The organism is Paraburkholderia sp. MM5482-R2, assembly GCF_050436125.1.
GTDB classification, from domain to species: Bacteria; Pseudomonadota; Gammaproteobacteria; order Burkholderiales; family Burkholderiaceae; genus Paraburkholderia; species Paraburkholderia tuberum.
Genome location: NZ_JBNDLP010000003.1, coordinates 354396 through 380574 on the forward strand (window position 1 = coordinate 354396; position 26179 = coordinate 380574).

Below are 26179 nucleotides of genomic sequence, written 5' to 3' on the forward strand. Positions count from 1 at the left end.
CCCGCAGACCCGCATCACAACCGCCTCAACACAATCGGGAGACATCGTGGCAACACGCAAGAAGAACGCAGTGAAACGGAATGCGCCGACAAGCGGCAGCGAGCACATCCTCGCGATCGATGTCGGCGGCACCGGCCTGAAGGCCGCGATCATCGACGCCGACGGGCAGATGAAAACCGAACGCGTGCGCGTTGCGACGCCGCATCCGTGCACGCCGGATCAACTGGTGGACGCGCTCGCGCAACTCGTGGCTCCGCTCATCGAGCAGGTACGGCCCGTCCGTATCTCGATCGGGTTTCCGGGTGTCGTGCGCAACAACCGCATTCTGACCGCGCCGCACTTCGGCATCGAAGGATGGCACGACATTGCGCTCGCGGATTCGCTCGCGCAGCGCCTGGGCGGACTGCCGGTGCGGATGATCAACGACGCCGAAATGCAAGGCTTCGCGGCGATCGAAGGCCACGGCCTCGAATTCGTGCTGACGCTCGGCACCGGCGCCGGCACCGCGATGTTTCGCGATGGCGAACTGATGCCGCATCTGGAGCTCGCGCATCATCCGGTCAGCAAGAAGGGCGTGGCGTACGACGAATACATCGGCGAGGCCGCGCGCGAGCAGATCGGCAACAAGCGTTGGAGCCGGCGTGTCGAGAAGGTGATCGGCATTCTCGAGTCACTGGTCAATTACGACAAGCTGTGGATCGGCGGCGGCAACGCGGCGCGCATCAAGTTTTCGCTGCCGGCGAACGTGGCGACCGTATCGAACGACGCGGGGATCGAGGGCGGCGCGAAATTGTGGCATCCGCTGTCGGTGCGCGAGACGCGACAGTATCCGGAGGCGACGCAGAAGACGGGGCGGTTCAAGCCGAAGTGAGGCGGTGGATTGCCGCTGCCATCACGTATCCAGTGCCGCGGCTCCACGTCCAAGGGTTCATATCAACCCCTCAACAATTGCCAAGGCGATCCGTGCCCGAGCACTGGTCAGCGCTTCGACGCTGGACGTGCTCATAACTACTTCGGCTTTGCTGGCAACGGATTATCTTGCCGGTAAGTGCGCCTGGGGTTAATGACCAAACGCTTGACCTGTGCGTCCAATTCCTTACTGTGATACAGGTCCAGACACTTCAGGAAATCGAAACGGACACCTTCAGTTTCCGATTCAACCAGCGGGTTTTGATAATTTCGCGCCAAATAATTGTCCACCAAGGTTTTGATCGCGTCTGGAGCCTTCTCCAAGTCAAAGTAAGTCCAGTCTCGCAATGCACTGACGCTGCTTCCCGCATCCATAGCAGCATCTTTGTCGTTCCTGTAGGCGGTCGCTATGCAAGTAGCCAGAACCATGTCTTTGTAATTCTGTGCATAAGTACGTGCTCCAGCTTGTGGAGTCGCACGTTGATCGCCTTTTGTATAGCAAGCAGACATGCCGAAGATGAGGGCAAAACCAGTTAGGATGCCAACCCCGACCTTCTTCACGGCAAACTCCAGAAGTTCGCGCGGTCAGTGCGATACTTCGCCTCAGGTTCGTTGAAATAGCAGTGGTCGTAACAGTAGTTTTCGCGCAATCCAGTTGTCCATCACGGGGTGACGGTCTCGTTCACTGCTTCCGCGGTTTGTCTAACGCCCGACGTTTGTCGTACTCGCGCGCAAGGTAAATGTTTTGCCGTCGAACGCGTAGTAGTAGGTTCCGTGCTCGGCGTTTTCATTGCGGCTACCGTGAGCGATCAGCAGGCAACTGTCTGCGCGATACGCAAGCGGATCCGTGATGTCCAGCGGCCAATCGGAAACCGTGAACGGCAGCGAAGTGACGCGGCCCGAGTTCGTATCGATTGCCGCCGCCATCACGCAGCCAGCACCGCATCCCCACGTAGCGAGAACGTAGTGGCCCGCGAAGTTAATCGGCTCCTTTGCGGCTTCACGAAGAATGCTGCGGTAATGACGTGCCGTCGCGTCCGTGAATATCATGCGTGGCATCGCAGCGTGCCTGGACTCGACAGTGGCGGGACAATCCTCAAACCTGAGGACCGATTCCGCAAGGGCCAAACCGGATACTGCGCCGAACATCAATGTGGCAATAAGCCAGGACGAAAGACGCATCGTTTTAATACCAGTGGTGTTGTTGCCAGAATCCTCTGGCCATATTTGCGGAATGGTAGCGGCCATAAATGTAACGGATGCCGCCTTGGCACTCCTCCTTCGCATTACCGAATGATGCCTCTCCGCGCGGGTTCAAGCTGTATTGCGCGCGCAGCAGTTGAAACAGGCCACGTGCTGTTGAAGTCCCGTTGCGCGCATCGACGACACCGGCGGATTCCTGAGCCATGATCCATAGCAGATCGCTGAAATCCGTGTCTGGAATGCGCTCGGTGCGCATGGCGTCTTTCAGCGCATTCTGAACCGTGAGCGGCACAATGCTTGCCGGCTTCTCTTTCCATTGCGGCGGCGCAGTTTTCGTCGGGCGATGCGAGTGGGCGTGTTTTGTAGACATTCAGGCAACTCCATTTTTTTCTTTGAACGACAAAGGGGCGAGAATGAATTAATCAATCGATCACGTAGGATCGCTATCTGTTTGATTCGCGTAGCCCCATGCGCAATATGCCGCCTCTTCCATCTCAAAACAACATTCTCGTTATAGTTGCTCTCTGAACTGCAAAGCTCTCGACGGCACGTCCAACCCCGGAGACTCCCAATGACTCGCATCCACCTGACCCTCGCGCGGCGCCTCCTCTCCGTCGGCGCGTGCGCGCTGCTCGCTTACGCGAGCGCGCATGCGTATGCGGCACAGGCCTTCGCGGTGTCGTCGCCGGGACTGGCCGATGGCGGCACGCTCAACGCGAGCCACGCCGCGAGCGCGAACAATTGCGGCGGCGGCAACGTGTCGCCGGCGCTGCAATGGCATAACGCGCCGGCCGGCACGAAAAGTTTCGCGGTGACGATCTTCGATCCCGACGGCGCGAAAGGCCTCGGCCTCGTGCACTGGATCGTCTATGGCATCGCGCCTACCACGACTGGACTCGCCGAAGGCGAAGCCGCGCCGGCGGGCAGCGTCGCCGGCACGAATCGCACCGGCGGCCCCGGCTATTACGGCCCGTGTCCGCCCGTCGGCGAGGTACCGCATCACTACGTGGCGCAGGTCTATGCGCTCGATCTGCCGCCCGACGCATTGCCGGCCGGCTTGACGCGCGACGCGTTCCACGCCGCGATCAAGGATCACGTGCTCGCCGCGACGAGCACCGTGCTGCGCTACGGACGATGAAGACGTGCGGCCGAACGCCGGGGCCACGCTTGATCTGCCGGCGGGCGGCTAGCGCGCCGCGTCCCCCCAGCGATACTGCACGCTCGCTTCATCGAGCTGGGTCTTGATCGCGGCGTCGAGCGTGAGCCCGGCCGCCGCGAGCGTATCGCTCAACTGCTCCGCGCGGCTCGCACCAATGATCGCCGACGTAATCAGCGGATTCGCGAGCACCCACGCAAGCGACACCTTCGTCAGCGATTCGCCGGTCGGCGCGACGATCGCCTTCAGCCTTTCGATCGTGTCGAACTCGCGCTCATGCCAGTAGCGCTCCTGATACATCGCGCCAGCCTTGCCGACGCTTTCGGTGAAGCGCCCTTCGGCGGGCGTCGCGTCGAGCCGGTGCTTGCCGCTCAGCAGTCCGCCCGCGAGCGGGTTATACGGCATCACGGCCAGTTGCTCCTCGGCGGCCAGCGGCAGCAGCTCGCGCTCGATCTGGCGAAACAGCAGGTTGTAGCGCGGCTGGACCGACACGAAGCGCGCGACGCGGAGCACGTCCGCGCGCCCCAGTGCGCGCGCGAGCCGGTAGGCGAGAAAGTTCGACACGCCGATATAGCGCGCCTTGCCCGAGCGCACGATCGCATCGAGCGCTTCGAGCGTCTCGTCGAGCGGGGTCTTCGCGTCGTCGGAATGGAGCTGGTACAGGTCGACGTAGTCGGTGCCGAGGCGCTGCAAGGACGCGTCGATCGCATCGAGCAGGTGCTTGCGCGACGCGCCCTGGTCCCACGCGGCGGGCCCCATCTTGCCGACCGCCTTGGTCGCGACGATGAAGCGCTCGCGTTTGCCCTTCAGCCAGCGTCCGACGATTTCCTCGGTGCGTCCGGCCAGATTTTCGCTGCCGCCGAGCGGATAGACGTTCGCGGTATCGATGAAATTGACACCGGCGTCCGCGGCCGTGTCGAGGATGCGGTGCGATGCGGCTTCTTCGGTTTGCAGCCCGAAGGTCATGGTGCCGAGACACAGGCGAGAAACGGTCAGGCCGGTGCGGCCGAATTGGCGATATTGCATAAAAGTCGACTCCAGAGGGAAGGAAAGCGCTGCCGAAGCGATGAAACTACATTGTTGTAAAAAGGATAAACCGAGTCGCGATTCGATGTGCCTGACGCACGCCGGGATTGCTGACATCCAGTAGATGTGAAATGATATCGATTCTCATTTAAACCTAGCCAGCCATCCCGTCATCTCCATCTCACACTACGGAGAGCGGCAGCCAGCCATTTGCGGCTTTGTCATGAATTCGACGTCAGTGATGCGAATCTGACAAACGCATTTCTGACGGGATTTCCATGCTCAATCACACGCCGCTCGCGACAGCGCTAGCGCTCGCTTTTGCCATTCCTTTGACGACCCCGGCGCTCGCGCAAAGCGCGCCGCAGAACGTACAAACCAATGCACAGAACGACACACCCGCCTCCGCGCAGACGCTGCCGACCATCGGCGTGCAGGCTCAGGCCGTTCAGCAGGACTTCCAGGCCGACCGGGCGACCGTCGGCGCGAAGACGCCGACCGCGCTGCGCGACATTCCGCAGACCGTCACCGTGATCAATCGCGACCTGCTCGCCTCGCAGGGCGCGACGTCGTTTGCGGACGCGCTGCGCAACGCGCCCGGCGTGACGATCGGCGCGGCCGAAGGCGGCCAGATCGGCAACAACATCAACCTGCGCGGTTTCACCGCGCAGAACGACATCTATCTGGACGGCTTTCGGGACCGCAACCAGTACTACCGCGACACGTTCAATCTTGAATCGCTCGAAGTGCTGTACGGTCCGTCGTCGATGCTGTTCGGCCGCGGCTCGACCGGCGGCGTGATCAACCAGGTCAGCAAGAAGGCGAACCTGACGGACTCGGCGGAAGTCTCCGGCATGATCGGCACTGACGACCGCTACCGCTCCACCGTCGACGTGAACCACAAGCTCACCGACACCTCGGCGATCCGCCTCAATGCATTCGGCCAGAGCCTCGGCTCGACGCGCGACGTGATGAAGAACAAGGACTTCGGCGTCGCGCCGGAACTGCGCTTCGGCATCGGCACGCCGACCGAGATCACGCTGTCCGCGCTGATCCAGCACAACCACGACATGCCCGACTACGGCATCCAGGCGCTGAACGGCCGCCCGTCGCCGGTACCGAAGAACACGTTCTACGGTTTGACCAGCGACCGCACGATCCAGGACGTGCAGATCTTTACCGCGGCGATCAAGCACAAGTTCTCCGAGGACCTGACGCTGACGAACCAGACGCAGATCTCGCACTCGACCACCGACGCGCGCGAAACCGCGCCGCAAGCGGTGCTGACCGGACCGCTGTCGTCCAGCACAGCGTTGACCAACGGCAACTTCACGACGCTGTCGCCGTCGCAGCTGTTCATCAAGCTGCAGAGTCATGACCGCGTGATCCAGAATCATGCGATCTACAACGACACGATGCTCGAATACAAATTCGACACCGGACCGATCAGGCACGACCTGATCGCCGGTGTCGAAGTGGGCCACGACAGCTATACGAACCAGGCGTACACGCGCAACAACCTGCCGATCGTGCCGATGCTCAGTCCGCCGATCATGGGCACGCCGTCGAACGTGACGACGACGGTCGGCAACTACGCCGATTCGAGCGCGAACGAAATTGCCGCTTACCTGAACGACACGATTACGCTGACGCCGCACTGGAAGCTGATCGGCGGTGTGCGCTGGGATCGTTTCTCGGCGGGAATCCGCAATACGATTAGCGCGCCGGCTTATGCGAGCCAGACCAACTACTTCACGAGCGTGCGCGCCGGCGTCATCTATCAGCCGACCGACTGGCAGTCGTACTACGTGTCGTACGGCACGTCGTTCAACCCGTCGCTCGAAAACCTGACGGTCACGAACCGCACTCAGAACCTCGCGCCGGAATCGACGAAGTCGTATGAAATCGGCGGCAAGTGGGATCTGTTCGGCGGCAACATGTCGGTGACCTCGGCGATCTTCCGCGAGGAAAAGGACAACGCGCGCACGCAGGTGTCACCGACCGAGTACCAGTTGGCCGGCAACATTCGCGTCGACGGCTTCCAGGCGGGCGTGACGGGACACATCACCGACAAGTGGCAGATTTTCGGCGGCTACACGTACATGGACGCGACGATCCTGAAAGCGGCCGACGGCACGCAGGGTCACACGCCGGCCAACACGCCGCGCAACACGCTGACGTTCTGGACCACGTACGCGATCACGCCGCATTGGGAAATCGGCGGCGGTCCGATCTACATGTCGCCACGTTATGCGTCGAATACGAACTACGTGAAGGTGCCGGGCTACACGCGCTGGGACGCGACCGCGGCCTATCACGCGAAGAAGTACGACGTGCGCCTGAACCTGCTGAACCTCACCAACAAGTACTACTACGACGCGTTGATTCCGTCGGACGGCGGACGTTCGGTGCCGGGCATCGGCCGCACGCTGCTCGCGACGTTCAACTACCGCTTTTGATACGCACTGAGCGCATGCGTACGGCTTGCCGCTTCTGCAAACGGCAAGCCGACGCGAAGGACACACTATGTTGCTGCACATTCCGAAGGTACTGGACGCCGGGCAATTGCGCTTCATGCGCGAGCGGCTCGATCGAGCCGGCGACGCATGGGTCGATGGCCGCGCGACCGCGGGCTATCAGGGCGCGCCGGTCAAGCGCAATCAGCAGATCGCCGAGCACTCGACGCTCGCGCGCGAACTCGGCGATGTGATTCTCGCGGCGATCGAGCGCAATCCGCTGTTCATCAGCGCGGTGCTGCCCAACCAGGTCTATCCGCCGCTCTTCAACCGCTACGAGGGCGGCATGCAGTTCGGCAGCCACGTCGACGGCGCGGTGCGCGTGCTGCCGAACGGCGTGAAGCTGCGCACCGACGTGTCGGTGACGCTGTTTCTCAGCGCGCCCGACGAATACGACGGCGGCGAACTCGTGATCGAGGACACCTACGGCGTGCAGCAGGTGAAACTGCCGGCCGGCGACATGATCGTCTATCCGGCGACGAGTCTGCACCAGGTGACGCCAGTCACGCGCGGCGCGCGGGTGGCGAGCTTCTTCTGGGTGCAGAGCCTCGTGCGCAGCGACACCCATCGCGCGCTGCTGTTCGACATGGACACCGCGATTCAACGGCTCAATGCCACCCATGCCGACGAAGCTGCGCGACGCAGCCTCGTCGGTTGTTATCACAATCTGCTGCGCACCTGGAGTGAAACGTGAGCGTATCGGACACCCTCGACATTCAACCGCCCGCGGCCGGCGAACATGACGCGCAGGAGCCGCGTCGGCTCGATGACCATGAACTGAAATCGCGCCAGCAGCGCGCTCGCGTCGCGCGACCTTCATCAAGTGGCTGCGCAAGGTGCATGGCTGGGTCGGATTGTGGGGCGCGGCGCTCGGTCTGCTGTTCGGCACGACGGGCTTCTTTCTGAATCATCGCGGCGGCCCGCTGCGCGTCTCGACCGGCGAGCCGCAGGTGTCGGTGATGCAGGTGCCGCTGCCGCAACCGGCGCCGCAAACGCCGCGCGAGCTCGCGAAGTGGCTCAAGCAGGAGCTGAAGATCGCCGGCAATCCGGGGCGCGTGCAGAAGGAAACCGAGCATCCGGTGGCGTGGGGCGATCGCAGCGTCGTGCAGCCCGAGCACTGGCAACTGAATTTCGGGTCGCCGAAGGAAAACACGTCGGCCGAATACTGGGTCGGCAACCACACCGTGACGGTCAAGCGCAGCGCGAACACCTTTCTCGCGATTCTGACGAACATGCACAAGGGTGTGGGCTTGAGCGTCGGTTGGGTGCTGCTGATCGATACGCTCGCGGGCAGCCTGATCCTGCTGTCGTTGACGGGCGTGCTGTTGTGGACCGAGTTGAACAAGCGCAAGACGGTGGGGCTCGCGCTCGTGGTCGGATCGATTGCGGCGGCGGTGGTGTTGGGGACGATGTAAGGGCGCGGCGCAACGCTTCGGGCGATGCCTGCGCGCTGGCGGGCAGGCTTTGAGCGGTCCGCGCTAGAATCGTCGCAGACCTACTCCGCAGGCTCTGCCGCCATCCGCCGATGACCTCTCCCGCGAACCCCGTCGACACCGCGCTGACCACGCGGCGCTCGGTGCGCGCCTTTCTGCCGACACCGGTGCAGCGCGCCGACATCGAAGCGATTCTCGAAGCCGCCAGCCACGCACCGTCGGGCACCAACACGCAGCCGTGGAAGGTATACGTGCTGACGGGCGAATCGCTCGCGCGTCTGTCGCGCGATCTGCTCGCCGCCTACGACGATCCGCAGCGCGACGAACTGTACCAGGAGGAGTACGCGTACTATCCGCGCCAGTGGCAGTCGCCGTTCATCGACCGGCGTCGCAAGATCGGCTGGGACATGTATAGCCTGCTCGGCATCGAGAAGGGCGACAAGGCGCGCATGCACGAACAGCACTCGCGCAATTTCCGTTTCTTCGACGCACCCGTCGGCCTGCTGTTCACGATCGATCGCAGCCTCGAGCGCGGCAGCTGGCTCGACTACGGCATGTTCCTGCAGGCGATCATGACGGCCGCGCGCGGGCGCGGCCTCGACACCTGTCCACAGGCCGCGTTCATGCAGTTTCATCGACTGATTGCCGGACATCTCGGGCTGCCCGAAAACGAGCAATTTGTGTGCGGCATGTCGCTCGGTTTCGGCGACCCCAACGCGCCGGTCAATACGCTGCGCCCCGAGCGCGAACCGGTCGAGCGCTTCGCGCGCTTTCTCGATTGAACGCATCCCTCAGTCCCCACCCAGAGGCAAACGACAATGAAAACATCGCGGCGCCATTTCCTGTTGGTCAGCGCGGGCGTCGGCTCGTCGCTCGCGCTGTCTCGGGTCGCGTTCGCCGCGACCGTTCCCAATGCGCTCAGCGAGAGCGATCCGCAGGCGCAGGCGGTCAGCTATACCGAAGATGCGTCGAAGGTCGACAAGGCCAGATTTCCGAACTTCGCGGCCGGGCAATCGTGCGCGAACTGCTCGCTGTTCCAGGGCAAGGCATCGGACGCATACGGCGGCTGCACGCTGTTCGGCACTAAACAGGTCGCGTCCCGCGGTTGGTGCAGCGCGTATACGAATATGTGAGCACGCCGCCGTAGCGTTCGCAGCGGTGCTATAGCAGCGCCTTCAGCACGAGTTCGTGCGAGTGCCCGATCCACACGGCGGCGTCGCGATGATCGCGCAGCGCGTCGCCGGTGTTCGGATGCAGAAAGACATCGAGCGCGCCGTGATTGAGCGTGAGCCAGCCGACCACGTCGGCGAACTGCGTGTGCGCGAAGGCGAGCTGATACGACCACATCGGATGCGGCCCGACCGGCCGTTCGTGGAAGCGCCCGATCTGCAGTTTGTCGCCCCAATGTGCGTCGATCTGCTCGCGAAACGCCCAGGCGGCATCGCGGCTCGCCGGGTCGAAGTAGATGTGCGCGTGCCAGCTTTGTATCGCTGAAGCAGCGCGAAAAGTCATATCAGAGTTCATTGCCAGGCTCGTTCCGTATCAGTCTTTATCCGACATTCGTTCTGCTTCGCTTTCCGCTGGCGCGCGCGCTGCAAGGCGCATGTGAAACTGTGTCTGATCCTCGCCGACGATCTCGAAGCCAAGACGATCGTACAGCCGTTTGGCGGGATTGCCCTTGAGCACCTGCAAGCTGACCGGCAACGCTTCGGCCGCGGCGGCGCGCAGGATCGTGCGCAGCGCTTGCTCGCCGATGCCGCGACCCTGCAGCGCCGGCGCGATCTGCAACTGCACGACGAACCATTCGACGTCGTTGCGATGCGCCTTCAACAAGCCCGCGGGCGCGCCGTCGATGCAGACCACCTGCGCCGCGTCGTAGCGATGCAACAGGCGCGCGCGATGGGCGTCGTCGTCGGTCGACTCGCCGGCGCGCACCAGGTGTTCGGTCATCGTCGTCTTGCGCAGTTCGAGCAGGAAGGCTTCGTCGTCGGGTTGCGCGGGGCGCAAGGTCAACCCGGATCGTTGGTCGGGCAGTTGGGCGGACATGTCGGCAAGGTAGCGGCGCGCGATGATCGTGCGAAGCGCGAGTAAGAATTGTCGTCGATTGTCGCGCCGGCTGCGCTTTTTTACCACGCGGCTATGTTGCAGTCTTCTCACTTTGCGATGCAAGGCGAACGCTCGATGCGGCGAGGCGCCGCCTGCTGCGTTGTGTGGCATGCGCATTGCTAAAGGTTGATTCGCTTTTCGCGGGCACGGTCGTCGACCCATCGCGGCCGCGCTATCCGCACCACCGTACGAACAGACAAGACGAGGCCTCCGACGATTGGCGCGCGAACGTCCGCTTCGCGCGTCATCCGATGCGGCGAGCGTCCAGATGGTTATCCGGGGACGTTCGCGTTATGCGGCGAACGCCGTAATCAACGTTGCGAGGTGGGCTATGACGATGATCGAGGTGGTACCCAGCGTCTCGGCAGATGGACGCGCGGTGATTTTCCAGCTTTCGTCGCAGGGACGAGACCTTGAATGCGCGGTCACGCGCGAGGCGCTCGAGCAGCACTTCTGGCTGCAACGCGGCGCGGGTGAGGCGCGCGTTCTGAAGACGTTCGCGGATGGGCGCAAACGTATTACGGCGATCGCCGAACGAAAAATGCTCGCGCGTCCCGGTGAGAAGGTCTTGCTGACGATCGACGATTTCTCCACACGCGGTTGACGTGCGTCATCGCTCGAAGCTGCACACGCGACGACGCCGGCGCGACGGCACCGGCTCCGCTCGGCCTGAATGCGGCCGGCTTCGCACTTCGCGTTTTTCTCTCAGGCTTTCGCAGCACCGTTTCGGTGCAATCGCTGATTTCACGTCGAGCGCTACATAGGCCCGCTGTTACATCGATTCGCCAAATTAACCCACCAAAGCGCTTCGCTTCGCTCAATTGCTTTCGCGCGTGCGCGCATACACTCTTTTCCATGGAGCGAGGAATCACCGACCTCCATCGATGCGATCTTCCCCTCGTGTCGGATTTGAACCGTACCGTTGATGAAGTCTGCAGTTCGCAGTGCGTATCTGGCAGTTTGCAGTCCGCAGTTGACGCAATACAAGCGCGCAATGCATCGAGCACGAGCGCGAAGCAACAGGGGTAGCGGCCAGAAGTAGCAGATAGCGAGGACCGGCCCACATGCAGTCGCAATTGAAATGGTAGTTTGAATCGGCAGTTGAAGCTTGCTGTCGAGCGGTAGAAATTGCCGGTGCAGTACACGTAAGCAATAGCTTTGCAGGTTAGGTGGTTATAGGTTGGCAGGCATCCACGCGCCTGCTCGGCCGTTCCATCCTGTCAGCCCTGTTCCTCGCGGAACAGGGCTTTTTTTCGTCGCAACGAAGCGGGCTTCTTGTTTCTGGCGGCTTCGAACCGATATGCGGACATTGCGTTCTTCGATACGTTCGAAGAACGGGGGCGTCGCATGGTGTGAACTGTCGGGCGCGAAATACGTCGGACGTTTGAGCGCGGCGTTTGCCGCCGTCGCGTGCCGAAGTCCGGGCGCGCTGCCGAAAGAAGGAGGTTGAATCGATGTCCAGCAAGTCGCGAGTTCGCAAGCCCGGCCGCACGGCCATGTCCCCATTGTTGCGTTCTCTGACCCAGAGCCGCACCGCGCACGCGCCGGTCACGCAGACCATGCTGTTGCAGGCCTACGCCGCGCTCGATGCATTCCGCCGCGGCCACGGCGCGCGCATTCTGCACACGACGCTGAGCCGGCATTTGCTGGTGTCGCAGGAACTTGTGCATGCCGGACGGGGCGCCGACGCGCGCGCCGACATCGAAAGCGCGCATGCGGCGATGGTGCGGCTCGATGTGCGCGAGCGCCAGACTGGCCGCTGGTCGCTCGAAGACGACGACTACGCAAGTCTGTGCGCGGCGCTAGCGATTTTCGACGGACAGTTGTCGGCGGCGTCGCTGAGCGAACTGGCGAGCGCGGAAGCGAAAATGATCGAAGGTTTGATGCGTTCCGCGCGACTGCGGGCGCTGGCGGAAGCGGCGGTTTGAGCGGCACGCATCTAGCGGCGAGCATTTCGAAAGCGTCGCGGGTCACCGGCGCTGCGCTCAATGCGCTATCGGCGAGCCCGGGCGAGTGGCTGCCCGCTGCGCTGCGTTTCGTCGAACGGCCGATACGACCGTTTCAGCGCGGACGTAAATGGATTCCGGACACATTGAAAGCGGCATCGACGTGTCGCGCGAGGCCGGCTGATGCGCGTGGCGCGGCTTGTTACGAGTGTCCGTAGAAGTCCCGCCGGGCGCGTTTGCCGCTGCGATTCCCGCTTGCTAGACTGGCTGCGCCTGCTTGCCGCCTACCTGCTCGCGTACCTCCTGCATACCGCCGAGGCGAGGCGTCGCTGGCGTCGTTGCGATGCCGACGCGCGCATACAACCGAGCCCTATCGGAGACATCATGTCCTACATGCTGCTGATCGTCGAACCCACGGACCAACGCGAGGAGCGCGCCGAAGCCGCGGGCCGCGACCTCTACGACCAGATGGTGCGTTTCTCCGAGAACCTGAAAGCGCGCGGCAAGCTGCTCGCGGTCGAGTCACTGACTTCGCAGAAGGACGCCGTGCGCGTGCAGGTCCGCCATGGCCAATCGAAGCTCGTCGACGGGCCGTTCGCCGAGGCGAAGGAGATGATCGGCGGCTTCTTTCTGTTGAACTGCGACAGCCGTGAAGAGGCCGTGGCGATCGCGCAAACCTGCCCGGCGGCGTCGTGGTGCACGGTCGAGGTGCGCAAGCTCGGACCGTGCTTCATCTAGGCACGCGTGACTCCCACGTCACCAGCTTCGGTGTTTTCCCTGGGATGTCGGGACCGCCGCGCGTGTCGATCGGACCGTGCATCGCGCGTCGTGTGAGTAAGTGGCGAGTCGGCGTGGCTCCGCCAGGCGATTCACAAGAATCCACTCACGACCAACCACTAACAACAAGGAGCAACGACATGCGATTCATGATCATCGTCAAATCCACGGCCGCGAGCGAAGCCGGCGAGATGCCCGAACCGTCCCTGATCGCCGCCATGGGCGCCTACCACGAAGAACTCGCGAAGGCCGGCGTGCTGCTCGACGCGACGGGCCTGCAGCCGAGCTCGAAAGGCTGGCGCGTGCGCTATAGCGGCGGCAAACGGAGCATCGTGGACGGGCCGTTCGTGGAGACCAAGGAGCTGATCGCGGGTTACACGTTGATCCAGGTGCGCTCGCGCGACGAGGCGATGGAATGGGCGCGGCGTTTTCCGGCGCCGTTCGGTGAGCACGCCGATGGCGAAATCGAAGTGCGGCAGCTGTTCGAACTCGACGACTTCGAGGCGGGGCCGGAAGTCGAGCGCTTTCACAAGCTCGAAGAAGATCGCCGCTGATTTGATGGACTACGTCTGGGAGCCCGCATACATGTTCCTGAACGCGCAACCGCCGGCAGCAGGTGAAGGCTGACGCCGTGACGATACAGGCCACCCATCGTGCGATCGACGCTGTCTGGCGGATCGAATCCGCGAAGGTCATCGCTCACGTCGCGCGGATCGTGCGCGACGTGGGACTCGCCGAGGAACTCGCGCAGGACGCGCTGGTGGCCGCGCTCGAACATTGGCCGGACGCGGGCGTGCCCGACAACCCCGGAGCGTGGCTGATGACCGCCGCGAAGAACTGCGCGCTCGATCGCCTGCGCCAGGAGGCGCTGCATGCGCGCAAGCGCGAGGAGCTCGGCCACGATCTCGACGCGATCGAAGCGCACGTGGTGCCCGATTTCGTCGATGCGCTCGACGCCGCGCGCGCCGACGACATCGGCGACGATCTGCTGCGGCTCATCTTCACCGCGTGCCATCCGCTGCTGTCGACCGATGCGCGCGTCGCGCTGACGCTGCGCCTGCTCGGCGGTCTCACCACCGACGAAATCGCGCGCGCGTTTCTCGTGCCGGAGCCGACCATCGCGCAGCGGATCGTGCGCGCGAAACGCACGCTGTCGGCGGCGCGCGTGCCGTTCGAGGTGCCGCAGGCGGACGCGCGCGCGGCGCGGCTCGCGTCGGTGCTGCAGGTGATCTACCTGATTTTCAACGAAGGTTATTCGGCCACGGCCGGCGACGACTGGATGCGCCCGACGCTATGCGAGGAGGCGTTGCGGCTTGGGCGCGTGTTGAGCGGACTCGTCGCCGGCGAGAGCGAGGTCCACGGTCTCGTCGCGCTGATGGAGATTCAGGCGTCGCGTACGCACGCGCGCACCGACGCCCAGGGGCGTCCGGTACTGCTGCTCGATCAGGATCGCAGCCGCTGGGACCCGCTGCTGATTCGCCGCGGCCTCGCGGCGCTGGACAACGCGCATGCGCTCGGCGGCGAGAGCGGGCCGTATGCGTTGCAGGCGGCGCTCGCCGCGTGCCATGCGCGAGCGCGCCGCGCCGAGGACACCGACTGGGCGCAGATCGTCGCGCTCTACGATGCGTTGGCGCAGGTCGCGCCGTCGCCGGTAGTGGAGTTGAATCGCGCGGTCGCGGTGGGGATGGCGTTCGGGCCGGCGGCCGGACTCGAGATCGTCGATGCGCTCGCCGCCGGTTCGGCGCTCGCGAACTATCACTGGCTGCCGAGCGTGCGCGGCGATCTGCTGGTCAAGCTTGGACGCGTCGACGAAGCCCGCGTGGAGTTCGAGCGCGCCGCGGCGATGACGCGCAATACGCGCGAGCGCGAGTTGTTGCTGGAGCGTGCGCGCGGGCTCGCGGATTGAGGTTGGCACATTGGTGCTGGCACATTGGTGCTCACGCACACGTCAGTGCCGCCTCAACGAATCAGCTGCCGCACCCCCAACGCAACGATCAAGCCGCCGCACACACGATCCGCCCACATCTTGCCGCGCCGATAAGCCGACGCGATGCGCTGATGCGAGAGCGCCAGCGCGACGAACCCATACCAGCAGCTCGCGACGACGAACACCATGCCGAGCATCGCGGCGAACGTGCCGGTGCTCACATGCGCTGGCGCCGCCGACGAAAACACCGCGGCAAAAAACGCCATCGACTTCGGATTCGCGATGTTGGTCGCGAAGCCCTGCGCGAACGCCTGCCTGAAGCCGCCCGCCGGTGCCTTGACGAGCACCGCTTGCCGCGCCGCCGAGGCATTGAAGATCAGCCGCCCGCCGAACCACAGCAGGTAACACGCGCCCACGATCCTGACCACGAGCGCGAGCCACGGGAACGCGGCGAACACGATGCCGACGCCAAGAATCGCGCAGCTGGCCCAGAACAGATTGACGAGCACGATGCCGGCGACCATCGCGAGCGCTTCGATGCGCGTCGCCGAAGCCGCCTTGTGCGCGACCGCGACGAAGTTCGGGCCTGGACTCACCACGCCCGCGACATACACGGAAAACACGCCGACCACGGCGGACCCATCGATCACGACACGCTCCCGATTGCAAAGCTCTGGGTGAAAAGCAACGCGAGCATCCCGCTCATAGCCCGAAAAACGCCGCGCCCGCGGTCAAGACGCCCACTCCCGCGACGAGGTACGACAGATTGCGCAGCCAGTTCTTGCGCGTAAGCAGCGTGATCGCGCACAGCGCAATCGCGACCTGAATCAGCAGCGTCGCCTGAGCCCAGCGATGATGGCCGTGCAACAGCGTTTCGCTGCGCGTATCGGCGGCGACGACCTGTTTTTCGATCGCTTCTGCGTTCGCGCGGATCGGCTCCTTCTGCTGCTTGTATTTCTCGACGTCGGCGACGAACTTCGCGTGCGCGTCGCTATTGGGCGCCGACAGCGCCGCGCCGAGTTCCGCGAGGTTTTCCTTTTCGCCCTTCGCCTGGTAGTAGCTCCACTGGTTCGACGCTTCGGTCTTCTTGATCGCGGCTTCGTTCTTGTAGAACAGCGCGAGGTTTTCGGCGTTGCCGCTCTGGTACGCGCACAGCGCGCCGATCGTCGCGAGGATCGCTGTCATCACGGCCATGCGGCTCGCGAACGGATCGGCGTCGTGATGCGCGGCGTGGCCGGCGTGTTCGACGGCATGGTCGTGCGGACCGTGCACTTCATATTCTTCAGACATCAGATTCTCCGAGGCAATGCTTTTGTCGTTCTCGCCGGACGGGGCGGGCGCCCGGCGGCCTCAATCTTAGCGTGTCGCGGAGGCCCGGAGGCCGCAGCTTCAACGCACTGTGTTAGAGGGACGGTTATTGCATGCGAATCACGACGCGCCCGCGCGTGCCGGCGGCGACCGCCTCGTAGGCTTCGCGCGCGCGGGCGAGCGGGAATTCCTGCGCGATCGCCGGGCCGCTCAGCTTGCCGTCGTCGAAGCCGTCGACGAGCGCCGTCATCAGCGGCGCCGATTCCGCGACGCCGAGCTTCGCGCTGTCGACGCCGAGCAATTGCGTCTCGTTGTGATAGAAGTCGATCAGATCGAACTCGACGCGGCGCTTGCCGGTCCCGCTGATTTCGAGCACGCGGCCGCGCCGCTTCGCGAGACTCAGCGCGGTCTCGAACGCGACACCGCCTACCGTGTCGTACACGACTTCCGCGCCCGCGCCGCCGGTCAGCTCGCGCACGCGTGCGGCCGCGTGTTCGTCGAACGCCACGTAGGCGTCGATCAGGCGGCCCGCGGGCGTGGCGGGATCGAGCGGGCGGCGGTCGACGGCGATCACGCGCGCGCCTCGCGCTTTCGCGATCTGCACGACCGCGCCACCGACACCGCCGCTCGCGCCAAGCACGGCAACGGTCTCGCCGGCCTGCAACTTCGCGTATTCGACGCTGCCGAGCCATGCGACCACGAAGTTCACGCCGATGGCCGCCGCCTCGACGTGGCTCAACGCCACGGGCTTGCGCGACAGCGCCGCGACCGGAATGCTGAGGTACTCGGCGTGCGTGCCGTCGCGCGTGAAGCCGATGTCGCCGCCGGTTCCCCACACCTCGGCGTCGAGCCACGCGGCCGGGCCGTCCACCACCACGCCGCTGAAGTCGCGCCCCGGCGTGCGCGGCAGCACCGTATGTTCGAAATGGCCGGACACGTTCTTCACGTCGCTCGGATTGACCGAGGCCGCCATGACCCGCACGACCGCATGCTCCGCGTCGGCCTGCGGCGTCGGCAGATCGACGTATTCGAGCACTTCGGGGTTGCCAAAAGATTTGAACTGAATCGCTTTCATCGTGCGTGGCTCCGGTTGGTCTTGCGCCGCGTTGCGCAGCGAATGCACCGTAGTCTAAGTGATGCGAGTAAAGGCATCAGGACAGCGGCTTTCAGATTTCGGACAACCCGCGCGCCGGGTACGCGATCACCCAGGCTCTAACCCGCCTGACCCGCCTCATCGGCCTTCGGCGCCTGAGCATGCCGCTGGTGTTCGGCGGCCAGAAACATGTACATCGCCGGCACGACGAACAACGTGAACAGCGTGCCGATCGACATCCCGGTGAAGATCACGAGCCCCATTGCGTTGCGGCCCGCCGCGCCCGCGCCCGACGCGATCACGAGCGGCACCACACCGAGCACCATCGCCGCGGTTGTCATCAGGATCGGGCGCAGCCGCACGCCCGCCGCTTCCTCGACCGCTTCGCGCTTCGCGCGACCTGCGCGCTGCAGTTCGTTGGCGAACTGCACGATCAGAATGCCGTGCTTGCTGACGAGCCCCATCAGCGTGACGAGGCCGACCTGCGTGTAGATGTTCAGCGTCGTCAGGCCGATGTTGATGAAGATCAGCGCGCCGAACAGCGCCATCGGCACCGAGATCAGGATCACGATCGGATCACGGAAACTCTCGAATTGCGCCGCGAGCGCGAGGAACACGATGATCGTCGCGAGCAGCAGTGTGATGACGAAGCCGCCCGACTCCTGCACGAACTGGCGCGACTCTCCCGAGTAATCGGCTGAATAGCCGGCCGGCGCGACCTGCGCGGTCGCCTTGCGCAGAAAATCGAGCACCTGGCCTTGCGATACGCCCGGCACGATCACGCCGGAGATCGTCGCCGAGTTCAACTGCTGGAAGTGGTTGATCGATTCTGGCACGACGCTGTGCCGCAGATGCGCGATCGTCGACGCCGGAATCACGTTGCCGTCCGGCGTGCGCAGATAGTAGTCGAGCACTTGCGACGGATTGAGCCGGTCGATCTGCAACACCTGCGGAATCACCTTGTACGAGCGTCCCGCAATCGAGAAGTAGTTGACGTAGCCGCCGCCCAGCGCCGACCCGAGCGCCTGTCCGACGTCGCTCTGCGACAGCCCGAGCGAGGCCACCTTGTCGCGATCGACGACGAGCGTCACTTCCGGCTTGTCGATTTTCAGGTCGCTATCGACGAAGAAGAACATGCCGCTCTCGCGCGCTTTTTCCAGCACTGCTTGCGACACCTCGTTGAGGTTTTCGAACGGCTCGGTCGTGCTGATCACGAACTGCACCGGCAAGCCCTGCGCGCCCGGCAGCGGCGGAAACTGGAACGCCGCGACGCGCGCGCCCGCGATCTGATTCCACTTCTGCTGCAACTCCTGCTGCAGCACGGTCGCGTTCTTGCCGCGCTGATCCCAGGTCTTGAACAGCACGCCGCCGATGCCCCGGTTGACAGTCGGCGAGCCCGTGAGTTGGAACATCTGCGAATATTCGGGCAGTGTCTTCGAAGCATCGAACACCTGGTCCGCGTAGGTCTGCATCTGCTGGATCGTCGCGTTGGGCGGCCCGATGATCTGCGAGAGCACGATGCCCTGGTCTTCCTGCGGCGCGAGTTCCGACTTCGAGGTCATGAACAGGTACACGGTGCCGCACAGCAGCAGCGCGCCCATGATCACGAACACGGGCCAGGTGTCGAGCGTCGCATGCAACAGGCGGCCGTAGCCGCGATGCACGCGCTCGAACTGGCGGTCGACGAAACGCGCGAAGCGGCCCGACTCCTGCGCGGCGCGGAAGAAGCGCGAGCACATCATCGGCGACAACGTGAGTGCGATTACGCCCGATACCGTCACCGCGCCCGCGAGCGTGAACGCGAATTCGGTGAAGAGCGCGCCCGTCAGCCCGCCCTGGAAGCCGATCGGCGCGTACACGGCGATCAGCACGACGGTCATCGCGACGATCGGGCCGCCCAGCTCGCGAGCGGCGATCAGCGCGGCGTCGAACGGTGTTCTGCCTTCGTGCTTCATGTGCCGATCGACGTTCTCGACGACGATGATCGCGTCGTCCACGACGAGCCCGATCGCGAGCACGAGTGCCAGCAGCGTGAGCAGATTGATCGAATAGCCGAGCACCTGCATCACGAAGAACGTGCCGATCAGCGACAACGGCATCGCGATCAACGGCACGATCACCGCGCGGAAGCTGCCGAGAAACAGGAAGATCACGACGGTCACGATCACGAGCGCTTCGACGAGCGTTTTGATCACTTCCCTGATCGCGGTGTTGACGAAGTCGGTCGCGTCATAAACGATGTCGCCCGTCATGCCGGTCGGAAACTGCTTCTGCAGATCGGGAAACACGGTTTTCACGCGCTTGGCTACGTCGAGAATGTTCGCGTCCGGCGCGACCTTGATGCCGATGAACACCGACCGCTTGCCGCTGAACGCGACGTTGAAGTCGTAGCTGTCGGCGCCGAGCACGACGTTCGCGACATCCTCGAGACGCACGATCGAGCCGTTCTTCTGCTTGACGACGAGCTGCTTGAAGTCGTCGACGGTATGCAGGTCCGTGCCCGCTTCCAGGTCGACGCTGACCATTTGCCCCTTCGTCGTGCCGAGCGTGGCGAGATAGTTGTTGTTGCCGAGCGCGGTGTACACGTCACTCGCGCTCACGCCGTGCGCGGCGAGCCGCGCCGAGTCGAGCCACGCGCGCATCGCGAACTGCCGTCCGCCGAGCACTTCGGCGGTCTGCACGCCCTGGATCGAATCGAGCTTGGGCTTGACCACGCGCAGCAGGTAATCGGTGACGTTGTTGCTCGGCAGCACGCTGCTGTAGAAGCCCATGTACATCGCGTCGGTGGTCTGCCCGGTCTGCACCGTCAGCACCGGCTGCTGCGCCTGCGGCGGCAACTGGTTGCGCACCGAGCCGATCTGCGTGTTGATCTCGGTCAGCGCGCGGTTCGCATCGTAGTTCAGACGTAGCGTCGCGATGATCGTCGACACGCCCGTGATGCTCGTCGACGACATGTAGTCGATCCCCTGTGCCTGCGCGATCGCCGCTTCGAGCGGCTGCGTGATGAAGCCGGCGATGGTGTCCGAGTTCGCGCCATAGTAGGCCGTCGTGATCGTGACGACCGCGTTCTCGGTCTGCGGATACTGGCTGACCTTCAGCACCGCGAGCGCGCGCAACCCGAGCACGAGGATCAGCAGGCTCACGACCGAAGCGAGTACCGGCCGGCGAATGAAGATGTCCGTGAACATGGTCGGGCGGCCTCGCTTATTGTTCCTGCGGCGTCGGATTCGGACTGTCCGACGGCTGAACGCGGTTGTCGATGATCAGCGGCGTGCCGTTCTTGAGCTTGATCTGGCCGCTCGTCACGACCTGCGTGCCGTCGTCGATGCCCTTCAGAATCGCCACCTGGTCGCCGCGCGTCGGCCCCGGCGTTACGAACACCTGCTGCGCGACGGGCAGCGTCTTGCCCTGCGCGTTGGGCTGCGTGCCGGGCTTCACGATGAACACGGTCGCGCCGTACGGGTTGTAGGTGATCGCCGTTTGCGGCAGGGTCAGGTAGCGCTGTTCGGCGCCCGAGTCGATCTTCACGTTCGCGTACATGCCGGGCAGCAGCTTGCGCTCGCGATTGTCGACGCTCGCTTCGATCTGTACGTTGCGCGTCGCGCTATCGACTTTCGGGCTCATCGACTGGATCTTGCCGGTGAAGCTTTGCCCGCTGTACGCGTTGGTATCGACGCTGACGGTCGCGCCGATCGCGAGCTGGCCGAGCTGTTGTTGCGGTACCGAGAAGTCGGCGTAGATCGGATCGATGGCTTGCAGCGTGACGATCGCGTCGCCGGGATTCAGGTATTGCCCCGGATTGATCGTCGTGATGCCGAGGCGCCCCGCGAACGGCGCGCGAATCGTCTTCTTGTCGACGAGCGCCTGCTGTTGCGCGACCTGCGCCTTCTTGCCCTTGAGGTCGGCCGCATCGGCGTCGAGCTGCGCCTTCGCGATCGCCTTGATGTCATACTGCGCGCGGTCGCGCTCGTAGACCGTCTGCGCGAGTTGGGCCGCGGCCTGCAGCGATTGCAGCAGCGCGACGTCGCTGTCGGCGTTGAGTCGCACGAGGATCTGTCCGGCTTTCGCTTCCTGCCCCGACACGAACGCGACCTCGCGCACGAGGCCGGCGACTTCGGTCGTCACGTCTACGCCGCGCACCGCGCGCAGGCTGCCGACCGCCGCGAGCTGCGGCTGCCACGACTGATAGTGGACCACCACCGCCGAGACCGTGGCGGGCGGCGCGGTGTTGGCCGTCATGAACTTCGCGAACATGTGCGCGCGGAACAGGTTGAAGCCGACCAGCGCGGCGAGCAGCAGGCCGACGCTGATCAACATGATCACCATCCGCTTTGTCATCGGTTTTCTTTCGGCCATCGTGATGTCCTTGCTCGGCTTGGGGCGAGGGCTGGGGTTGCGTCAGGGCACGGTCAATGTGGCGTTGCGGCGGTTGCCGTCGTTGCTGATGGCGACGACGTGTTCGACGCGCTCGCCGACGCGGCGGCCGGCGCGGCCGCGGACTCGGGCGCGGCGGCATTCCACCAGCCGCCGCCGAGCGCCTGGAACAGCGCCGCCGTATCGGCGTAACGCGCGGCCTGTGCCTGCGCGAGACTCACGACCGTTTGCTGATACTGGCGTTGCGCGTCGAGCAGCGCGAGGTAGCTGACACCGCCGACGCGATACTGTCCGCGCGTCAGTTCGAGCGAATCGCTCGCGGCGCGCGACGCGTCGCTCTGCGCCTTGAGGCCGGTTGCGTCGTGTTCGAGCGCGCGCAGCGTGTCCGCAACGTTCTGGAACGCGAGCAGCACCGTCTCGCGGTATTGCGCGCCGGCCTGCTCGTAGGCGGCCTCGGCCGCGCGCTTCTGCGCGCTCAGCTGGCCGCCGTGAAAGACCGGTTGCAGCAAGCCCGCGCCGATGCTCCAGATCGTGCTGCCGGCCCTGAGCACCTGCGCGGGCGTCAACGCTTCGGCGCCGTAGCTCGCGGACAGCGTGATCTGCGGATACATCGCCGCGGTCGCGACGCCGACCTGCGCGCTCGCCTGATGCAGCGTGGCGTCGGCGGCAAGGATGTCGGGGCGCTGGTGCACCAGCGACGACGGCAGGCTCACGGGCAGCGTGTCGGGCAGCGAGAACATGTCGAGCGTGAAGTCGGGCACCGAGGTATCGCTCGGCAGCTTGCCGGCGAGTACCGCAAGCTGATGGCGCGCCTGATCGAGCTGCTGTTGCAGCGGCGGCAGCGTCGCGCGGGTCTGCGCGAGCAGCGTTTCCTGCGCGAGCACGGCCGTGCGGCTCACGCCACCGAGTGAGAATTGCTGGTCGAGCACGTTCAGCTGCTGCTCTTCCTCGGTAGCGATCCGCTCGGTCGCGTCGATCTGCGCGCGCACCGACGCTTCCTTGACCGCCGCGGTCACGATGTTGGCCGATATCGTGAGATAGGCGGCCTGCAGCTGGAAGCGCTGATAGTCGATCTGCGCATGCAGCGCTTCGAGTTCGCGCCGCGCGCCGCCGAACACGTCCAGCTTGTACGAGACGTTGACCGACGCGTTGTAGAGATTGAATTCCTCGACGAGGCCGGGTTCGCCGAACGCGATGCCGTTGATCTTTTCGCGCGTGGCGCTCAGTTGCGCGTCGACGCTCGGCAGCAAGGTGCCGCCGGCTTGCGCCGTGTAATTCTCGCGAGCCTGTCGCAACGCCGCCTGCGCGGCGGCCATGTTCGGACTGTTGGCGATCGCCTCGCGGATCAGCGCGTCGAGCGGCTCGCAATGAAACAGCGTCCACCACGCGGCGGGAATGTCCTGGGCCGGCGCGAAACGCTGCGGCAGGCCTGCGGGGCCGGGCGCGGAGGCGGTCTGGTCGGGCAGCGGCGTGGTGGTGAAGGTGTCGGTGGCCGGCGCTGGCGGCGCGTGGTAGTCGGGGCCGACCATGCAGCCGGCCAGCGCGACGCAGCTGCACAACGCAACGTAGAGGCGCCGCCAGACAATACGCTGACTCACGTCGATCATCGATCTACCTTGTATCGCCAATGGCGGGTGGACCGGACGAAGATGTTCAGGGCACCCGAACGTTCCTGGAGTTGTCTTGCCGACGCTGGAATTTACCATGCACGGCGCGAACCGCGCTTGGCCTCGCGTTCGCTGGCGGACGAAGGTGGATACGAGATCACGTAGGAGGGCGGTGATGGCAGGCGGTGCTGCCGCTGTCTGCCACGCCCGGCGCGGTATTCACGACAATTTCACGGATTCGGGCACGCGGTTGGCTCGGCATCGCGCTTGGCGAACTGGCCGAGCTGTTGCCTGGTTATCGATCGTCTGGTTTTACCGGGCCTCGTCCGCCGCTCGGCGCTGCGCGATCAGATCGGCGAGCCGCTCGACCTGCTGCCCTTGCGCATCGAAATTGCCCGCGTCGAGCCACCGCTCATAGGAAGAGCGCAATGCCGGCCACTCGCTGTCGATGATCGAAAACCACGCCGTGTCGCGATTGCGCTCGCGATAGACGATCGCCTGCCGGAAGATCCCCTCGAACGTAAATCCATAGCGCAACGCGGCCTTGCGCGACGGCTCGTTCAGCGAATCGCATTTCCATTCGAAGCGCCGATAACCGAGCTTGTCGAACACTTCGCCTAGCAGCAGGTACATCGCATCGGTCGCGATGCGCGTGCGCTTGAGCCGCGGCGAATACGTGACGTGGCCGACTTCGATCACGCCGTTGGCCGGATCGATCCGCATCAGCGAGAGCGTGCCGACCGGCTTGCCCGTCGCCAGGTCGATGACCGCATAGTGCAGCGGATCTTTCGATGCCGCCATCTGCGTCAGACGCTCACGATAGGCCGCGAGGCTGTCGAACGGGCCGACCGCCAGATAGGTCCAGTCGCGGCCGTCGGTGGCCGAGCCGTACGCGTCGAAGAGGTCGGCCGCGTGGCGCTCGACGTCGACCGCTTCGAGCCGGCAATAGCGGCCGCTCAGCGGCTCGCGGCCCGGCGGCTGCGCGCCGTGCCAGCCGGGCAGGGGCGCGCCGATTGGCTGGCCGTAGGCGTTACGTGTGGGTTCCATGTCTGTTCTCCTGTCGATGAATGGGCGATGCCGGAGGATGCCGATGCGTGTCGATGCAGGAACGATACGGCAAACGTGGTATGTTCAAAAGATCCACGACATGCTTATTCGATAGATCCAGCCACCATGATCGAAATCATCGGACCGCTCGTCCATGCGGACGACGCGTTCGCCGCGCGCGGCGCCAGCGGGGCCAAGCGGCCCGCGCCGCTGCAAAAGCAACTGATCGAACGTCTGCAGCAGGCGATTCTCGCCGGTCGTCTGCCGGCCGGGTCGCTGCTACCGTCGTCGCGGCTGCTCGCCGCCGAAATGGGCGTGTCGCGTAACACGGTCGTGATCGCTTACGAGCATCTCGCCGCGGTCGGCTACGTCATCGCCGATCGCCAGGGCACGCGCGTGAGCCCGCTGTCGAGCCCCGCCGCGCGCGGCGAGCGGGCGGCGGCGTCGGCCGCGCCGGAGGTCGTATATGCGGCGCGCGTCGAGCAGTTCGCGGCGTCGCACAATCACGCCGACAACGGGTACGCGCTGACCCCCGGCACGCCCGCGCTCGACCGTTTCCCGCTTGCCGCGTGGCGGCGCGCGCTCGAACGTGCGATGGAGCGCGCACTACCACGCGCGCTCGGCTACGGCACGCCGGTCGGCGAGCCCGCGCTGCGCGACGCGATCGCCGCGCATCTGCGGATGGCGCGCGGCGTGCGCTGCGATGGCTCGCAGGTCGTGATCACCGAGGGCGCGCAGGAGGCGCTGAACCTGTGCGTGCGGCTGCTGACCAATCCCGGCGATATCGCATGGATCGAGGACCCCGGCTATCGCGGCGCGAAGGCCGCTTTCAACGCGGGCGACTTGCGCACGCTGCCGATTCCCGTCGACGCCGAAGGCATGGCCGTGCCGGCCGACGCGTGGCACACGCATCCGCCGAAACTGATCTACACGTCTCCCGCGCATCAGTATCCGACCGGCGCGGTGCTGTCGGTGGCGCGGCGGCTTGCGCTGATTGCCGAGGCGCGGCGCTGCGGCGCATGGCTGATCGAGGACGATTACGACGGCGAGGTGCGTCACACCGGCGAGCCGATCGCGAGCATGCAGGGCCTCGTCGACGCGGCGCCCGTGCTGTACGTCGGCTCGTTCAGCAAGACGATGTTTCCGGCGCTGCGCATCGGCTTCGTCGTGCTGCCTCGCGCGATCGCCGCGCACGCCGCTGTTGCGCTGCAAGAGATGCTGCGCGGCGGGCATCGGCTGGAGCAGCTGGCGCTCGCGCATTTCATCGAAAGCGGCGAATTCGGGCGGCATCTCGGGCGGATGCGGCGGCTGTACCGCGAGCGGCAGCAGGCGCTGCGCGACGCGCTGGCCGAGCATTTTCCGGCGGCGACGATTCTTGGCGGCGATTGCGGCATGCATCTGACGCTGCGGCTGCCGGCGTCGCTCGACGATCGCGCGCTCACGGCGCGGGCGCAGGCGTTGGGGTTGAGTCCGCGCGCGCTGTCGGGGTTTTCGATCGGGGCGTCGGAGCAGACGAACGGGCTCGTGATCGGGTATGGCAATACCGAGGCGGAGCGCTTGGGACCCGCGGTGAAAGCGCTGGCGGAGGTGGTGCGGGAGATGGAGGGCGAGGCGCGACCGGCAGCGAAGCGCGCGTCAAAACGGGGCGGAAAAACCGTCGTCCGGTCCCGCAAAAAACCCACCCCGCCACGCCGCCCGCCCGCCACTCCGGGCATGTAAGTTTTACGTTTGTCCGCCTGGCCCATGTCGCG

At 64.8% G+C, this 26179-nt stretch carries 25 protein-coding genes and 1 pseudogene; 13 read left to right on the forward strand and 13 right to left on the reverse strand.

Annotated features, from left to right (window positions below; translation table 11 throughout):
- Positions 1-46 precede the first annotated feature (46 nt).
- The gene (locus OKW37_RS23720; protein WP_429352817.1) at positions 47-871 is read left to right on the forward strand and encodes an ROK family protein; all 825 of its coding nucleotides are present in this window, start codon (positions 47-49) and stop codon (positions 869-871) included.
- 137 nt (positions 872-1008) lie between these two features.
- On the opposite strand, the gene OKW37_RS23725 is transcribed toward OKW37_RS23720, so the two are convergent.
- From OKW37_RS23725 to OKW37_RS23735, 3 genes are all read right to left on the reverse strand, one after another.
- Entirely contained in the window at positions 1009-1470 is a 462-nt protein-coding gene (locus tag OKW37_RS23725) for a type VI secretion system amidase immunity protein Tai4 (protein WP_429403936.1), read from the reverse strand.
- Between the two features lie 141 nt (positions 1471-1611).
- A complete protein-coding gene (locus OKW37_RS23730) occupies positions 1612-2091 on the reverse strand; it encodes a hypothetical protein (RefSeq protein WP_143037232.1) in 480 nt (159 codons plus the stop codon).
- Between the two features lie 4 nt (positions 2092-2095).
- Positions 2096-2482: a hypothetical protein gene (locus OKW37_RS23735; protein WP_184057874.1), complete on the reverse strand. Its 387-nt coding sequence runs from the start codon at positions 2480-2482 to the stop codon at positions 2096-2098.
- A 201-nt stretch (positions 2483-2683) separates the two neighbouring features.
- On the opposite strand from OKW37_RS23735, the gene OKW37_RS23740 reads away from it, so the two are divergent.
- The gene (locus tag OKW37_RS23740; RefSeq protein ID WP_184057876.1) at positions 2684-3250 is read left to right on the forward strand and encodes a YbhB/YbcL family Raf kinase inhibitor-like protein; all 567 of its coding nucleotides are present in this window, start codon (positions 2684-2686) and stop codon (positions 3248-3250) included.
- 48 nt (positions 3251-3298) lie between these two features.
- Here OKW37_RS23740 and OKW37_RS23745 read toward each other — a convergent pair whose 3' ends face one another.
- Positions 3299-4294, reverse strand: a complete 996-nt coding sequence (locus tag OKW37_RS23745) for an aldo/keto reductase (protein WP_187611575.1) — start codon at positions 4292-4294, stop codon at positions 3299-3301.
- 278 nt (positions 4295-4572) lie between these two features.
- On the opposite strand from OKW37_RS23745, the gene OKW37_RS23750 reads away from it, so the two are divergent.
- The 5 genes and pseudogenes from OKW37_RS23750 (at position 4573) to OKW37_RS23770 (ending at position 9376) form a co-directional block, all read left to right on the forward strand.
- Complete coding sequence (locus OKW37_RS23750; protein WP_429403937.1) at positions 4573-6753, forward strand: TonB-dependent receptor; 2181 nt, start codon at positions 4573-4575, stop codon at positions 6751-6753.
- Between the two features lie 67 nt (positions 6754-6820).
- Positions 6821-7504, forward strand: a complete 684-nt coding sequence (locus OKW37_RS23755; protein WP_184030542.1) for a Fe2+-dependent dioxygenase — start codon at positions 6821-6823, stop codon at positions 7502-7504.
- A pseudogene (locus OKW37_RS23760) lies at positions 7501-8225 on the forward strand (PepSY-associated TM helix domain-containing protein). Before OKW37_RS23755 ends, OKW37_RS23760 begins: the two are co-directional and overlap by 4 nt.
- Positions 8226-8335: 110 nt before the next feature.
- Positions 8336-9025, forward strand: a complete 690-nt coding sequence (locus OKW37_RS23765) for a nitroreductase (RefSeq protein WP_184030536.1) — start codon at positions 8336-8338, stop codon at positions 9023-9025.
- Positions 9026-9061: 36 nt separating this feature from the next.
- Positions 9062-9376: a high-potential iron-sulfur protein gene (locus tag OKW37_RS23770; protein ID WP_429403939.1), complete on the forward strand. Its 315-nt coding sequence runs from the start codon at positions 9062-9064 to the stop codon at positions 9374-9376.
- A gap of 28 nt (positions 9377-9404) precedes the next feature.
- Here OKW37_RS23770 and OKW37_RS23775 read toward each other — a convergent pair whose 3' ends face one another.
- Both OKW37_RS23775 and OKW37_RS23780 read right to left on the reverse strand, forming a co-directional pair.
- Complete coding sequence (locus OKW37_RS23775; protein WP_090810310.1) at positions 9405-9755, reverse strand: DOPA 4,5-dioxygenase family protein; 351 nt, start codon at positions 9753-9755, stop codon at positions 9405-9407.
- Between the two features lie 30 nt (positions 9756-9785).
- Positions 9786-10289, reverse strand: coding sequence for an N-acetyltransferase family protein (locus tag OKW37_RS23780; protein ID WP_429404401.1), 504 nt, complete (start codon positions 10287-10289; stop codon positions 9786-9788).
- Between the two features lie 391 nt (positions 10290-10680).
- Here OKW37_RS23780 and OKW37_RS23785 point away from each other — a divergent pair, with 391 nt between their 5' ends.
- The 5 genes from OKW37_RS23785 (at position 10681) to OKW37_RS23805 (ending at position 14978) form a co-directional block, all read left to right on the forward strand.
- Positions 10681-10953, forward strand: a complete 273-nt coding sequence (locus OKW37_RS23785; RefSeq protein ID WP_090807933.1) for a DUF1488 domain-containing protein — start codon at positions 10681-10683, stop codon at positions 10951-10953.
- Positions 10954-11803: 850 nt separating this feature from the next.
- Complete coding sequence (locus tag OKW37_RS23790) at positions 11804-12277, forward strand: hypothetical protein (RefSeq protein ID WP_187616157.1); 474 nt, start codon at positions 11804-11806, stop codon at positions 12275-12277.
- A 402-nt stretch (positions 12278-12679) separates the two neighbouring features.
- Positions 12680-13033 (forward strand): YciI family protein, encoded by a 354-nt coding sequence (locus OKW37_RS23795; protein WP_090807928.1) that lies wholly within the window; start codon positions 12680-12682, stop codon positions 13031-13033.
- A 179-nt stretch (positions 13034-13212) separates the two neighbouring features.
- Entirely contained in the window at positions 13213-13626 is a 414-nt protein-coding gene (locus tag OKW37_RS23800) for a YciI family protein (protein ID WP_429403940.1), read from the forward strand.
- Between the two features lie 77 nt (positions 13627-13703).
- A complete protein-coding gene (locus OKW37_RS23805) occupies positions 13704-14978 on the forward strand; it encodes an RNA polymerase sigma factor (RefSeq protein ID WP_429403941.1) in 1275 nt (424 codons plus the stop codon).
- 53 nt (positions 14979-15031) lie between these two features.
- Here the strand turns inward: OKW37_RS23805 and OKW37_RS23810 are convergent, their stop codons facing one another.
- The 7 genes from OKW37_RS23810 to OKW37_RS23840 form a co-directional block, all read right to left on the reverse strand.
- Positions 15032-15649, reverse strand: coding sequence for a LysE family translocator (locus OKW37_RS23810; RefSeq protein WP_429403942.1), 618 nt, complete (start codon positions 15647-15649; stop codon positions 15032-15034).
- A gap of 52 nt (positions 15650-15701) precedes the next feature.
- Positions 15702-16289 carry a DUF4337 domain-containing protein gene (locus OKW37_RS23815; protein ID WP_184052885.1) on the reverse strand — a complete coding sequence of 196 codons (588 nt, stop codon included), beginning with the start codon at positions 16287-16289 and terminating at the stop codon, positions 15702-15704.
- 124 nt (positions 16290-16413) lie between these two features.
- Positions 16414-17382, reverse strand: coding sequence for a quinone oxidoreductase family protein (locus tag OKW37_RS23820; RefSeq protein ID WP_429403943.1), 969 nt, complete (start codon positions 17380-17382; stop codon positions 16414-16416).
- 137 nt (positions 17383-17519) lie between these two features.
- Positions 17520-20588 (reverse strand): efflux RND transporter permease subunit, encoded by a 3069-nt coding sequence (locus OKW37_RS23825; RefSeq protein ID WP_221309023.1) that lies wholly within the window; start codon positions 20586-20588, stop codon positions 17520-17522.
- Between the two features lie 16 nt (positions 20589-20604).
- Positions 20605-21756 carry an efflux RND transporter periplasmic adaptor subunit gene (locus tag OKW37_RS23830; RefSeq protein WP_429403944.1) on the reverse strand — a complete coding sequence of 384 codons (1152 nt, stop codon included), beginning with the start codon at positions 21754-21756 and terminating at the stop codon, positions 20605-20607.
- Positions 21757-21809: 53 nt separating this feature from the next.
- Positions 21810-23381, reverse strand: coding sequence for an efflux transporter outer membrane subunit (locus OKW37_RS23835; RefSeq protein WP_429403945.1), 1572 nt, complete (start codon positions 23379-23381; stop codon positions 21810-21812).
- 312 nt (positions 23382-23693) lie between these two features.
- On the reverse strand, positions 23694-24428 hold the full coding sequence (locus tag OKW37_RS23840; RefSeq protein WP_429403946.1) for a GNAT family N-acetyltransferase: 735 nt from the start codon (positions 24426-24428) through the stop codon (positions 23694-23696).
- A gap of 126 nt (positions 24429-24554) precedes the next feature.
- On the opposite strand from OKW37_RS23840, the gene OKW37_RS23845 reads away from it, so the two are divergent.
- Positions 24555-26147 (forward strand): PLP-dependent aminotransferase family protein, encoded by a 1593-nt coding sequence (locus OKW37_RS23845; protein ID WP_429403947.1) that lies wholly within the window; start codon positions 24555-24557, stop codon positions 26145-26147.
- Positions 26148-26179: the final 32 nt, after the last annotated feature.

Excerpts from the sequence above, each read along its gene's own strand:
- OKW37_RS23730 (WP_143037232.1), bottom strand. The coding sequence starts at position 2,091 with ATGCGTCTTTCGTCCTGGCTTATTGCCACATTGATGTTCGGCGCAGTA.
- OKW37_RS23735 (WP_184057874.1), bottom strand. The coding sequence starts at position 2,482 with ATGTCTACAAAACACGCCCACTCGCATCGCCCGACGAAAACTGCGCCG.
- OKW37_RS23740 (WP_184057876.1), top strand. The coding sequence starts at position 2,684 with ATGACTCGCATCCACCTGACCCTCGCGCGGCGCCTCCTCTCCGTCGGC.
- OKW37_RS23745 (WP_187611575.1), bottom strand. The coding sequence starts at position 4,294 with ATGCAATATCGCCAATTCGGCCGCACCGGCCTGACCGTTTCTCGCCTG.
- OKW37_RS23750 (WP_429403937.1), top strand. The coding sequence starts at position 4,573 with ATGCTCAATCACACGCCGCTCGCGACAGCGCTAGCGCTCGCTTTTGCC.
- OKW37_RS23755 (WP_184030542.1), top strand. The coding sequence starts at position 6,821 with ATGTTGCTGCACATTCCGAAGGTACTGGACGCCGGGCAATTGCGCTTC.
- OKW37_RS23765 (WP_184030536.1), top strand. The coding sequence starts at position 8,336 with ATGACCTCTCCCGCGAACCCCGTCGACACCGCGCTGACCACGCGGCGC.
- OKW37_RS23770 (WP_429403939.1), top strand. The coding sequence starts at position 9,062 with ATGAAAACATCGCGGCGCCATTTCCTGTTGGTCAGCGCGGGCGTCGGC.
- OKW37_RS23775 (WP_090810310.1), bottom strand. The coding sequence starts at position 9,755 with ATGACTTTTCGCGCTGCTTCAGCGATACAAAGCTGGCACGCGCACATC.
- OKW37_RS23780 (WP_429404401.1), bottom strand. The coding sequence starts at position 10,289 with ATGTCCGCCCAACTGCCCGACCAACGATCCGGGTTGACCTTGCGCCCC.
- OKW37_RS23785 (WP_090807933.1), top strand. The coding sequence starts at position 10,681 with ATGACGATGATCGAGGTGGTACCCAGCGTCTCGGCAGATGGACGCGCG.
- OKW37_RS23790 (WP_187616157.1), top strand. The coding sequence starts at position 11,804 with ATGTCCAGCAAGTCGCGAGTTCGCAAGCCCGGCCGCACGGCCATGTCC.
- OKW37_RS23795 (WP_090807928.1), top strand. The coding sequence starts at position 12,680 with ATGTCCTACATGCTGCTGATCGTCGAACCCACGGACCAACGCGAGGAG.
- OKW37_RS23800 (WP_429403940.1), top strand. The coding sequence starts at position 13,213 with ATGCGATTCATGATCATCGTCAAATCCACGGCCGCGAGCGAAGCCGGC.
- OKW37_RS23815 (WP_184052885.1), bottom strand. The coding sequence starts at position 16,289 with ATGTCTGAAGAATATGAAGTGCACGGTCCGCACGACCATGCCGTCGAA.
- OKW37_RS23820 (WP_429403943.1), bottom strand. The coding sequence starts at position 17,382 with ATGAAAGCGATTCAGTTCAAATCTTTTGGCAACCCCGAAGTGCTCGAA.
- OKW37_RS23825 (WP_221309023.1), bottom strand. The coding sequence starts at position 20,588 with ATGTTCACGGACATCTTCATTCGCCGGCCGGTACTCGCTTCGGTCGTG.
- OKW37_RS23830 (WP_429403944.1), bottom strand. The coding sequence starts at position 21,756 with ATGGCCGAAAGAAAACCGATGACAAAGCGGATGGTGATCATGTTGATC.
- OKW37_RS23835 (WP_429403945.1), bottom strand. The coding sequence starts at position 23,381 with ATGATCGACGTGAGTCAGCGTATTGTCTGGCGGCGCCTCTACGTTGCG.
- OKW37_RS23840 (WP_429403946.1), bottom strand. The coding sequence starts at position 24,428 with ATGGAACCCACACGTAACGCCTACGGCCAGCCAATCGGCGCGCCCCTG.
- OKW37_RS23845 (WP_429403947.1), top strand. The coding sequence starts at position 24,555 with ATGATCGAAATCATCGGACCGCTCGTCCATGCGGACGACGCGTTCGCC.